Raw genomic sequence first — 12283 nt, forward strand, 5'->3', positions numbered from 1 at the left:
GAAATCTATTCAATGAAAATATCAGAAATATCCATAAAAAGGCCAAGTATAATTATAGTACTCTTTATTATACTTACGCTTGGTGGTATCTTCTCTTATTCCCAGATGGGATACGAGCTAGTGCCGAAATTTGAGGTTAACGTAATCAACGTTCAGACGGTTTATCCAGGAGCCTCGCCTTCTGAGGTGGAAACATCAGTGACGAAGGTTATTGAGGATGCCGTGGCGAGTTTGGAAAACGTCAAGAAAATAGAGGCAAAATCGATGGAGTCTGTATCCATGGTTATGATTCAGCTGAACACGGGAGCCGACGTAAACTTTTTGCTCACGGATGCACAGCGGAAGATCAACGCCGTAATCAATGAGCTTCCTGATGATGCCGAGACACCTGCGTTATCGAAGTTTTCGATTGATGACGTGCCGATCATGAACCTATCGGTGACTTCTAAATTGACTGAAAAGGAACTTTACGATCTTTTGGATCAGAAAATACAGCCGGTCTTTGCCCGTATCAACGGTGTCGCAAAGGTTGACATGGTTGGTGGTGAGGAGCGTGAAATACAAGTAAGCGTCAATCCTGGCAAGCTGGAGGGCTACGGCCTGTCCATCATGCAGGTGCAGCAAGCTATTGCTGCTGCTAACTTGGATTTTCCTACAGGAAATGTGAAGACGCGCGACAACCAAACCACCTTACGTTTATCCGGTAAATTTACATCGCTTGATGAATTGCGCGAACTGCCGATCACAACGCCCCGCGGCGTTATGATTCGCTTGAGCGACGTGGCTGACGTACAGGACGGTATCAAGGACATTGAGAAAATAGCACGTATTGATCGCCAAAATACGATCATGCTGCAAGTGTTTAAACAGTCAGATGCAAACGCCGTGGCGGTTTCGGAGCTTGTTCAGGAGATGATCGGGACCGTTGAACAGGATTTTTCGGATCAAGGGGTAAAAGTAGGGCTTGCAAACGATACGACGGAATACACCTTGACTGCTGCGGACAACGTGGTGCACGATTTAATGATCGCCATTGCATTGGTCGCATTTATCATGTTGTTTTTCTTACACAGCTTGCGCGATGCATTTATAGCTGTTGTAGCGATACCTTTGTCGCTTATCGCAACATTCATCTTCTTGAATGCGTTGGGGTACACGCTTAACTTGATGTCGCTTTTGGGCTTATCGCTTGTGGTTGGTATTCTTGTGGATGATGCAATCGTAGTTATCGAGAATATACACCGCCACATGCAAATGGGCAAAAACAAAGTGCGCGCAGCATACGATGGTGCGAAAGAAATTGGGTTTACGGTATCTGCTATTACCTTGGTAATTGTGGTCGTGTTCTTACCTATTGCGATGTCTTCCGGGCTGGTATCTGATATCTTACGTCAATTCTGTGTGACGGTGATGGTATCGACACTGTTATCGTTATTAGTGTCGTTTACCGTTGTGCCTTGGTTGTACTCCCGTATGGGACAATTAACGCATTTGGATAATAAAACGTTATTCGGACGTATCTTGACCGGGTTTGAAGCCGGGTTAACCAAGTTGACGCATTGGATTTCTGACATTTTGGAATGGGCGTTAAAAAGTCGCTTGAATAAAGTGTTGACCTTATTGCTTTCCGTTGTATTGTTGGTTGCTTCCTTCAGTTTGGTTGGGATGGGCTATATCGGGTCGGATTTCTTCCCGGGCAATGATAAAGGCGAGTTCTATCTGCAAATAGAGATGAACAAAGATGCTTCGTTGGAGCAAACCAACTTTATGACGCAAAAGGCAGAAAATTACCTCTCGCAGAAACCAGAGATTGAGCGTATGATTACGACAGTAGGGCAAGCGTCTGACGGTACGATGAGTACATCTGGAACGAAATATAAAGCTGAAATACACCTTATTATGAAAGATGGGTTTAATAAAGAACATCCAACCAAGGTATATTCCGCTGAACTGCGTCGGGAAATGGAAAATGTGCTTGTGGGCGCAAAGGTGAAAACAGTAAACATGGGTATTATGGGTGCAGAGCAAGCGCCGCTAATGCTGACTTTGATTGCTTCATCACAGGCTGATGCCTTGGATGCTGCTCGCAAATATGAAGCTATCTTACGCAATATCCCAGGTGCATCCGAAGTGAAGTTAACATCGGAAGACGGTAATCCTGAAATTAGCGTGAAGGTAGATCGGGACAAAATGAACTCTCTTGGCCTTGATGTTTCCACCGTTGGTATGACTATGCAGACAGCCTTCTCTGGAAATGATGATACGAAATTTCGCTCAGGTGATACAGAGTATGACATCAATATCCGATTTGATGAGATTGGTCGTGGTAACATCAGCGATGTACAAAACCTGAAATTCATCAACAAAGATGGACAGGCAATGCGTTTAGAGCAGTTTGCCGATGTATCTTACACCTCAGGTCCAAGTTTATTGGAACGCCGCGACAAATCACCTTCGGTATCCGTTCAGGCGCAGGTCGTCGGTCGTCCTTTAGGATCCGTCGCAGCAGACTGGCAAGCTGAGTTTGAAAAAGTGCAGTTGAAACCTGGCGTATCGTACAAGTGGGGCGGTAACATGGAGAATCAGGAAGAAGGTTTTGGTACCTTGGGTATCGCTTTATTGGCCTCTATTCTATTGGTTTACTTGGTAATGGTAGCGTTATACGATAGTTTTGCCACCCCATTTGTCGTGTTATTCTCTATCCCGTTATCGTTTATCGGTGCGCTTTTAGCCTTGGCCTTGACAAATCAGACCTTGAATATCTTTACGATCCTCGGTATCATTATGCTTATCGGGCTGGTAGCGAAGAATGCGATTATGTTAGTTGACTTTGCAAACCACAAGAAGGATGCTGGTGCGACGACTTATGATGCGTTGATTGCAGCAAACCATGTGCGTTTCCGTCCGATTTTGATGACTACGATAGCCATGGTTATCGGTATGGTGCCTATTGCGTTGGCAACAGGTGATGGAGCTGATATGAACCGCGGTATAGCAATCGTTATTATTGGGGGTTTACTATCGTCACTATTCCTGACCTTAGTTGTCGTGCCTGTTGTGTATTCAATTTTTGATGGTCTAGGGCGTAGATTCGGTAAAAAAGAAAAAACACCATACGCCGAGCTGATAACAGCTGAATATGAACAAAGTGAAGACTATGTGGATGAGATGGAGGTTCAGCACGAACCCGTATCTTAAATACATTTTAGACAATCTAGTAAGGCGAGCGATGTTTCTACATCGCTCGTTTTTTTTATTCGAAGAGGCTGATGGATAGCACATGGCTTTTCGGATGTGTAAATCGGTAATACTTTCTCCAGATAAAAACCGAAACGTATTTGGCCTGTTATTGTGTTGACGACTTTTATATTATTGCTTATGAAAAGTTTTAAATTTCTAAAGGGCACACCTGTGCTAACAGTAATGAGTTTACTTTTTCACGAAAACGGATCTGTTCATACGCACAGCGATCCGCAGACTTATTTTTTTGAAGACGATGGCGTCATTCCGAACAATACCTTGCCTTTACTCATTTATCAAGATGCTTTCAGACAGCATGGGGAGGAAGGTGCAAGCTGGTTGGAAAAGTATTTCGAAAGTAACAACTGGCGTAATAGTTGGCGATCGGGGGTATACCCATTTCAACACTACCATAGCAATGTGCATGAGGTGCTCGGTTGCTATCAAGGGACAGCTTTGCTACACATGGGTGGGGATCGCGGTGAGAAGATAGCAGTTAAGGCTGGCGATATCTTGATTATACCTGCCGGTGTAGGGCATAAATGCTTAGAGCATAGTGCAGATTTTAGGGTTGTGGGCGCTTATCCAAACGGAGATAATCCCGATTTGATGAGAGGGGAGGCCGACGAACGACCTGCTGCCGACGAACGTATCGCTGGTGTGCATATTCCTCATAAAGATCCCCTGACTGGTGAGGAAAGTGGTTTAAAGACGCTTTGGACTATTTAAAACATTGAAGTAAATATCCTTATCGCGGAAGACTGTCGGGACGGCGCATACGATATTTCGTTGCGGTGATGCTATGCAAAAATGCCTCTATATCCTGGATCTCTGTTTTGCTGAGGTTCAGCTTTTTCATTAATGGATCCGTGACGGGATAGTTGGGGTCTGCTGCTTTCTGTGCAGGGCTAGCCGAATTCATCTGCATGCCGCTATTGTATAGGTTTAGCAAGCCAGTCATGTTCCAAAATAACCCGTTGTGCATCCATGGATCCGTATTCATAACATCCCGGAGTGATGGCGTTCTAAACTTTCCGATATCTGCTGGATCGTTCGTAACAAGGTAACGACCTAAATCCTCGTATTTCCGCTTATAGTATGTAAGACCTATGTTATGGAAAGCTTCGTCAGTAAAGAACTTGCCGTTATGGCAATTCATACAGCGCGCTTTAGTTCGGAATAAGTGCAGCCCCTTAATTTCTTGGTCGTTAAGCGCATTGTAGTTACCTTCTATAAATTCGTCAAACCGGCTTCTACGACTCGTTAACGTTCTTTGGAAAGCGGCCAGCGCTTTCATAATTTCGGGCATAGCGTAATCTTCATCGCCAAAGGCCGCTATAAAGAGTTTGTTGTAAGCGGGGATAGCCTTTAACTTTGGAACAAGTTTATTCAGCTCCATGTTCATTTCATGATGAGCCGCAATAGGACCAAGCGCTTGCTCCTCAAGACTTCCCGAACGGCCATCCCAGAATAGGGTTTTACGAGCGTACACATTTAATAAAGAAGGCGTGTTGCGTGTGCCCTCCAAATGGTCATTGCCGATGGGCACGGTATTTTTATCGGCCCATGAAGTTTGTGGATTGTGGCAACTGCTGCAGGATATTTGGTTAGAACCCGACAATATTGGATCGAAAAACAGGTATTTACCCAGGACTACCTCCGGTGATTCCATCAGGTCGAAGTAATCTCCATCCACCTTGGGCAAGGAACTAAACTCTTCCCATTTTACACCTGAATCGATCGTAGGTTTAGGCCACTTTGCAACCGGCTGTCGATAGTGCTGTACTAAAGAATCAATTTCACCTCCCCAATATTGGGTTGGCATTTGATTCACCCAAGATACTGATATCACCATTAATAGAACTAAGCCTGTTGCTGCAATTTTATTCATCATCTTCTTACAATGCTGCAAAAATACAAATTGTTTATAATTAATCTAAATTAAATAATTGTTTTGCTATATTTGCAGTCCTATTTAAAATCATTCAAAATAATAACCGAATGAAAGTAACGCAAAAAAATGCAGGCGCTGTAATGTGGCTCGTCTGTATTTTTATACCATTTTCAGTATGTTTTTCGCAGTCCAGAAATTTCACGGGCAGGGTTGTCGATGAAAACGGACAGCCACTCGTTGGCGTATCGATCAAAATTGAAGAATCTAATATACAGCTTCATTCAGATAAGAATGGACTTTATGAGTTAGTGATGTACGATAAGCTAGATCGTCTGACCGTTCGATACAGTTATTTGGGACGTAATGCCGAAGTGAGGGTATACGATAAGCCTACGGCGCAAGAATTACCCAATGTTATTTTGGCGCTCTCCACCTTGTCATTGGAGAAGATTGATATACAGGCTAAAGTCGGTGCACAAAGCAATTCCTCGCTGGTCATTGACCGAGAGATGATCGAGCGATATCCCTCATTAAGTTTAAATGATTTGTTAAACTTCTTGCCTAATAGAAAAATAGTGGCGCCATCGGTACAAAGCATGCAAAATTTGACGCTCCGTGGAGCATTTGATAGGCGTACTGGCGCAGCCCGCAATGTAGATGAAATGAATAACGCCTTCGGCACCGCGATCATAATCGATGACATGGTGCTGAGCAATAATGCGAATATGCAAAGCCGCAACCCAAATGTCCGGGGTATTTCCAATGCGAACCTTTCCGTTACCAACGGATATGGGTTACGCGGGGATAACACTGCGCAAAGTTACAGTGGCGAGAGCTCGTTTGGCGGTATAGATCTCCGGCAGATACCTACCGAAAACATCGAGCGATTGGAGGTGATTTCGGGCGTAGCACCTGTTCGTTACGGCGATATTTCCGACGGTGCCGTCATATTGGAGCGACAAGCTGGGCAAACACCAGCTTTTTTAAGGATTCAAAGCCGCGATAACGCAACATCATACGGCATATCGAAAGGCTTCAGCTTATCACCAAGTTTGGGCGACCTGAATGTAGATTTTTCCTACTTAAACTCTTACGCCGATAATCGGGATAAACTGAAGCAATATAGACGGATAGGAGGGAGCGCTATATGGACGACGCGCTATGGTAACGACGACAAATGGAAGCAGACTTTTTCGGCAACGTATAATAAAGTGCTGGATGGTGTGAATAAAGATCCAGACGATCCGGAATCTACTGCAATATCATTTGGAAGTTGGAATTTTAATGCGTCGAGCCGCTTGGCCTATCAGCCTAATGGCAGTTTTCTAAAGCGTGTGGGGCTAAACTTAGGGATACAGAATGCGCATCAAGTTTCTTACCGCGAATCGTATTACAATATACCATATGTCCTTTATACGGATACATTGGGCACTGGAATCGTGGAAGGCATCTACGATCAAGGTCAGTACACCGCTGTAGAGCATATCGATGGTCGGCCATTGACGCTGAGCGCCCGTTTGGAAGCAAACGCAACATCAACCATTGCAGGTGTAAAGCATCATTTGAACTTCGGCGCTACGGTAGATTATTCCAAAAATAATGGGCGGGGCAGGCTCAGTGATCCCAGTCGGCCGCAAAGAAATATACAAAACTATTCAGAAAGATACTATGACTTCTCTTTATTGCACCCAACAGTCAATGTTGGTTTATACTTGGAAGATAGGGTTCATACCTCGCTTTGGAACCGGCCTTTAAATGTCACGGCAGGTGTACGTTATGACATCCAGAATGGAAACCCATCCATCTCACCCCGGACGAATATCAACTACGTGGTAAGTCCAAACGTCAATGTGGGATTCGCTTACGGGATGGCATTCAAGTCTCCAAGTTTAGCACATTTGTATCCAGGACCCACATTTCAGGAAGTATTATTACTTAACGCTTACAACGGCAAAGTTAATGAAAGCACCAGCCGCATCTTCGTCCAACGTTTTGACCCAGTAAGTGATCAATTAAATGCACAGTTTTCGCAAACCTTCGAAGCCACATTCCGCTGGCGTAAAAATGGACATGCGTTATCGATAAACTCATTTTATAAGGAGAATAGACGGGGGATAAATTCGGTCTCCGTCAAGCAAATTACAGCGTTGCCGATGTACAGTTCCACGCCGGTTACCGGTCAGAAACCATATGTAGAGATTGTCGGGATGCGGAAATACATGTACGATTTTTCCAATTTGCAGAATGCTAATGACCGAAACAACTACGGGTTTGAAGTCATGTACGCCTCGCCAAAAATAGCCTCAATTTTTACTTCCTTTGTGATGGCGGGCGGATTTACCCTGGCGCATTCCAATGACTACTACAATACCCAGAAAGGGTTCAATGAATCTGGTTCTGATCTGAACGACATCGTAATCGGTGTTTTTCGACCATTCAGAGATCGCAATTATCTAAGCAACGGTCGGGTTGGTTCTGTAACGCACCTTTCACATTTGCGGCTGGTGATTGAATTAACCGCTGATTTTCAGTTCTTAAATAGACGACGCTTGGCGGAAAGCCAATACATCCCCGTGGGCTATTATACCCGCGATTTAGAATACCATGCAGTGGATGCATTTGATATGGAGAACGTAAATCACCGCTTCCTTTATGATCAGCGAAGATTGGAAGTAATTGATGCGAACGCCGCCGCCGATCTTATATTTGGTAATTTCCACCTGAATGTGGCGAAGGAAATTGGGAAAAACCTTCGTTTTTCGTTTAACGTGTACAACTTTTTGGACTACCAGCCTCGCATGCGGCCCGCTGCTGGCTCTTCGACAACGATCTTGACACCCAACCCGCCGCCAAGTTATGGCGCACAGATAACGTACAAATTCTAACAAATTTATATAAAATGAGCTGTATATACGATCGATATTTGGAATGAACATCATCTGCAGCCAATCCCTCAACAAATCTCAAACACAAATTAAACAATGAAAAAAATCATCTTACTCTTTCTAGCCATCTATAGTTTGGCAGCTTGTAAAAAAGATGGCCCAGACGCGGTCACTTCTAATTTAAATGTAGACCTCTCATTTTCAAATACAGCATATCAAGAAGCTCTTGGAAATGGCGAAGTAACAATTCGCTTAAAAAATCTTCTAAACGGGTCTGTTGTAGAAAGCAAGCATAAGATGGGCGCGGTGCAGTTTACATCAATAGCTTCAGGTGCCTACGATATCGAAGCAAGCGTTTCCTTTACGAAAGACGAGTTTTTAAGTCTTACGGGCGAAGATGCAGGGGCAGCAATAATTACGTTCAACGCGTCGGCAAAAAATGTTAACATTACCAGCGATACGCAATTGCAGTTGCAGCTTATTGCGGGCGTAAGCGGCGACTTCGTTATCAAGCAAGTTTACTACGCAGGTTCAGATAATAGAGATGGTGCCAGCTTCCGCGATCAATTTTTTGAAATATACAACAATACAGATCGCGTATTATATGCGGATAGCCTTTATTTCGGGCGTTTGTGGGGTAAACAAAGTGCAAATGATGCATCGCACCACTTTCAAGCAAACGGTCAGTTTGATTGGAGCAAATCAATCGACATGACCATAGGAGCGGAGGCAAATAGTGATTATATCTATGCGCGTGATATTTTTATGATTCCGGGTTCTGGTAAAGACCATCCTGTAGCGCCAGGTGAAAGCATTGTTATTGCACAAAATGCGTTAAACCACAAAGTGCCGTTTACGGGAAATAACGGCCGGGAAGTGACGGTAAGAGACCCATCTCTAACCATCGACCTAAGCGGTGCAGATTTCGAAACTTACTTTGGGGATTTGCCGGGCGAAACACCTTTCGCATCTGATATTGATAACCCTAACGTGCCAAATGTGCAGGTTATCGTTTACCAAGGTAATGATTGGCTATTGGATGCGCCAGGGCGAGATAGCTATTACATATTCAAGGGCAAAACGCGGCAAGAGGTTACGGCTTTGAAAAATTACTATGCGCCGTTGTTAAGAACGCCTTCTACATCAACAAGAAAATATACGCAAATACCTGCTGCTTGGATCATGGATGGCATTGATACACAACCCAGTGTGGCAAGCAGCCAAATTCCGAAGAAATTATTTCCCAGCATTGATGCGGGCTATACGTTTGTTACCGAAGGATCATACTCTTCGCAATCTGTGATGCGGAAAGTGGCTCGTGAAGACGGTGGACGTAAGATTCTGCAGGATACCAATAATTCCACAAATGATTTTGTAAGTGGAAGAGCAAATCCGAAAGGCTTCGCAAACTAAAGCACATTTTCGGCAGGCGCTCCATAGCGCCTGCCTGATTAAACAGACAGCAATGAGAATACCTATTGTTTTATCAATTTTTCTGGCAGCTATAAAGTGCATGTGTATCGCTGATGTCAACGCGCAAAGTACAGCGATGGATAGCTTGTCCAATTCGGCTTATGCACAATCGTATAGCTGGCAGCAGCTTTACGACTTCACTGTGTTGAACAAGGTGTGGTTAAAGGACGAAGTGAAAAGCAATTTCAATCGTTTAGACGCAAATGCTTTTTTAGCAAAGGGAAAGTGGATCGATGCACAAGGAGCCACCCAACTGCGCACCCTCAATTTGGGTACTGAAGGTAAAACAAATCTTGGCCGTTTCTCGGTGTGGGGGAAATTCAACTACCACCGCTCGATGGAAGATAGTACCCGATTGCGGCATCAAACGCGAACGAATGCTGACGCGCCAGTGTATTTTGGATCCCTGAGAAATAACTATTACGAGCGTAACGTATATACGATGCAAGCACTCGTCCAGTACGGTTTTGATCAGCAACGTCTGCCCGTGACCTTGGGTGTGGACTATCTTGTGGGAAACCATTTTTCAAACAACGACCCAAGAGGCCGGGTCTCTGACTTTCAACTTGATCTGTCCGCAGCTGTGGGGCGGGTATTGTCAAATGGAGATATACATGTAAAGCTGTTATATGGTTATGGACGTGAGCGGGTAGGCGTGGGTTACAAGAACGATAGATACGCAAATAATACCGCTGATCCATTATATATAAACTATTACATGAACGGCTTTGGTCGTGCGAAGGATCAGGTTCGAGACATTCGCTACAATGATGATTTTATCCGATATGGCACCGATCTCTTATTCTCGTGGAATGTCTTTACAGACTACAAGGTATTTGCAAAAGCTGGGTGGCTTTATGAACAGCAGTTTTTTAAATTTTATGACAGTACACCCTTAACCTATAGCCCTCTAAATAAGTATAAGCGAAATACTTATGACTTGGATGTCTTGTTAAAATCGAGTGCTTCGGATGCAAGTCCACGAGTGTACCGATTGCGTGCGGGTGTTGTCGATGGACGGGACTATAATTACGAAATAGCACAAAATAATTATGTTTATAGAAAGGAGTCGTTGTTGCTCGAAGCCTCAGATCGGTTTAAAAATACGAGTGTTAAAGCGGCATTAGGATACGAATCTACGGATTCTGAAGATGGTTCTGTAGCCGTTAGCTTAGCTTATCAAACGCTTAAACCTGCTTTAGAGATCAATCAGCAAATACCAGTAGCGGTACAATCTTCCCTCATTCCTCGTATTTCTATTTCATATAATCATGTGCTGGATTCCGAATTTTCACTTCCATCGGCTTTCATTCCCATTTTCACACAGACGATCATGCAGCACAACTATCTCTATTACAGCACATCGTCTTACCAATTAGGGCTTGGCTTGGATTATCAGGTAAATCATGCGCGGTTGGGCAATGTAGTAATTGGTTTGTATAGCGACTATTGGCAACCCAGCGCTAGTATGGAAAAAACAAACGATATAGCCGCCCCAGGGAAGGATCGTTTTCAAAGCGGCATTCGCCTCACTGCATTCTTTTAATAAGCTGATTGATTGAGGTATCATTTCTTTTTTCGTGATGTGTGTCTCTTCGTTTGCATAATCGTAAATTAGGCTGTACGATCCAACGGTCATTTAATAAGAACATAAAACGAATTCGATATGCTCACCGTTCTTTAACCGAACAATTTTTTTTGGCATTTAAGTAAAGAGGAAATGAGTAAGCAATGGATATTAAAAAATAGGCCTGACGGTACGCCCAAAGACAGCGATTTTGAATTGAAAGATGTGGAGCTGCCAAGCCTAAAGCAAGGAGAAATCAAGATCAGAAACAAATATATTTCTGTCGATCCCTATATGCGGCCCAAGATGAGCGCAAACGAAGACAGTTATACCGAGGCTTATGCGTTGAACGGTGTCATCGATGGCATGTCAATTGGCGAAGTAGTAGAATCGGAATCCGATAAGTTTGAAAAGGGTGATCTCGTAATGAACTTTTCAGGTTGGGTTGATGAAGCTATAGTGAGCGAAGATAAGGCGAAGAAAGTGGACACCCGTGGACTGCCTGATGTCTACTTTATGAGTATCCTGGGGATGACTGGCGCTACGGCCTATTTTGGTCTTTTGCATGTGGCGCAGGCAAAATCGGGAGATACCGTTTTTGTTTCCGCAGCGGCTGGCGCTGTCGGATCCACCGTTGTACAAATTGCGAAAGCAATGGGCATGACCGTTATAGGCTCGGCCGGGGGGCGGGAAAAGGTAGAATTTGTAAAAAGCTTGGGCGCCGACGATGTGATTGACTATAAGGATGAGCAGCCTGTTTACGAACAACTCAAAGCATTTGCGCCGGATGGAATCGACGTATATTTCGATAACGTAGGCGGTGACCATCTCGATGCTGCGCTGGGAAATGCAAAGGTCAATGCCCGTTTTGCTATCTGCGGGATGATCTCAGGCTACAACAAATCGGACAACGTCGAATTTGAAAATTTTTGGCAAGTCATTGCAAAAAGAATACAAATACGCGGATTTTTGTATAACGATTTCCAGTCGAGCTTGCCAGAATTTGAATCCCAACTAGCGGTTTGGTTGCAAAAAGGTTTGGTAAAAGAAAAACATTCGGAAGTGCAAGGCATTGAAAACGTAGTAGAAGCTTTCAAAGGTTTGTTTGAAGGAAATAACATCGGGAAAATGATTGTTAAAGTTTAATAAGGCAAATTGAAAGAATTCTCAAGATAAGGTCATATCTAGTATGATTTGAAAAGATAAACTTCTCACCTGAAAAAT

7 protein-coding genes are annotated in these 12283 nt (G+C 43.9%); 6 read left to right on the forward strand and 1 reads right to left on the reverse strand.

The features are described 5' to 3' along the window. The first annotated feature begins 12 nt into the window (after positions 1–12). Together DI53_RS15820 and DI53_RS15825 are read left to right on the forward strand one after the other, a co-directional pair. Positions 13–3198 (forward strand): efflux RND transporter permease subunit, encoded by a 3186-nt coding sequence (locus DI53_RS15820; protein WP_037501879.1) that lies wholly within the window; start codon positions 13–15, stop codon positions 3196–3198. 180 nt (positions 3199–3378) lie between these two features. Continuing rightward, positions 3379–3969: a cupin domain-containing protein gene (locus DI53_RS15825; protein WP_206538047.1), complete on the forward strand. Its 591-nt coding sequence runs from the start codon at positions 3379–3381 to the stop codon at positions 3967–3969. A gap of 19 nt (positions 3970–3988) precedes the next feature. Here DI53_RS15825 and DI53_RS15830 read toward each other — a convergent pair whose 3' ends face one another. Then, positions 3989–5134, reverse strand: a complete 1146-nt coding sequence (locus DI53_RS15830) for a cytochrome-c peroxidase (RefSeq protein ID WP_241462451.1) — start codon at positions 5132–5134, stop codon at positions 3989–3991. 107 nt (positions 5135–5241) lie between these two features. On the opposite strand from DI53_RS15830, the gene DI53_RS15835 reads away from it, so the two are divergent. From DI53_RS15835 to DI53_RS15850, 4 genes are all read left to right on the forward strand, one after another. Beyond that, positions 5242–8019, forward strand: a complete 2778-nt coding sequence (locus DI53_RS15835) for a TonB-dependent receptor (RefSeq protein WP_037501885.1) — start codon at positions 5242–5244, stop codon at positions 8017–8019. 96 nt (positions 8020–8115) lie between these two features. Further along, positions 8116–9432, forward strand: coding sequence for a DUF4876 domain-containing protein (locus tag DI53_RS15840; protein ID WP_052072473.1), 1317 nt, complete (start codon positions 8116–8118; stop codon positions 9430–9432). Between the two features lie 52 nt (positions 9433–9484). Continuing rightward, positions 9485–11038 (forward strand): DUF6850 family outer membrane beta-barrel protein, encoded by a 1554-nt coding sequence (locus DI53_RS15845; RefSeq protein ID WP_131555321.1) that lies wholly within the window; start codon positions 9485–9487, stop codon positions 11036–11038. 174 nt (positions 11039–11212) lie between these two features. After that, positions 11213–12205, forward strand: a complete 993-nt coding sequence (locus DI53_RS15850) for an NADP-dependent oxidoreductase (protein ID WP_052072474.1) — start codon at positions 11213–11215, stop codon at positions 12203–12205. Positions 12206–12283: the final 78 nt, after the last annotated feature.

Source organism: Sphingobacterium deserti (assembly GCF_000757725.1).
Classification (GTDB): domain Bacteria; phylum Bacteroidota; class Bacteroidia; order Sphingobacteriales; family Sphingobacteriaceae; genus Sphingobacterium; species Sphingobacterium deserti.

What these genes read in the sequence shown, in the direction of transcription:
- DI53_RS15820 (WP_037501879.1), top strand. Translation starts at nt 13, where the DNA reads ATGAAAATATCAGAAATATCCATAAAAAGGCCAAGTATAATTATAGTA.
- DI53_RS15825 (WP_206538047.1), top strand. Translation starts at nt 3,379, where the DNA reads ATGAAAAGTTTTAAATTTCTAAAGGGCACACCTGTGCTAACAGTAATG.
- DI53_RS15830 (WP_241462451.1), bottom strand. Translation starts at nt 5,134, where the DNA reads ATGATGAATAAAATTGCAGCAACAGGCTTAGTTCTATTAATGGTGATA.
- DI53_RS15835 (WP_037501885.1), top strand. Translation starts at nt 5,242, where the DNA reads ATGAAAGTAACGCAAAAAAATGCAGGCGCTGTAATGTGGCTCGTCTGT.
- DI53_RS15840 (WP_052072473.1), top strand. Translation starts at nt 8,116, where the DNA reads ATGAAAAAAATCATCTTACTCTTTCTAGCCATCTATAGTTTGGCAGCT.
- DI53_RS15845 (WP_131555321.1), top strand. Translation starts at nt 9,485, where the DNA reads ATGAGAATACCTATTGTTTTATCAATTTTTCTGGCAGCTATAAAGTGC.
- DI53_RS15850 (WP_052072474.1), top strand. Translation starts at nt 11,213, where the DNA reads ATGAGTAAGCAATGGATATTAAAAAATAGGCCTGACGGTACGCCCAAA.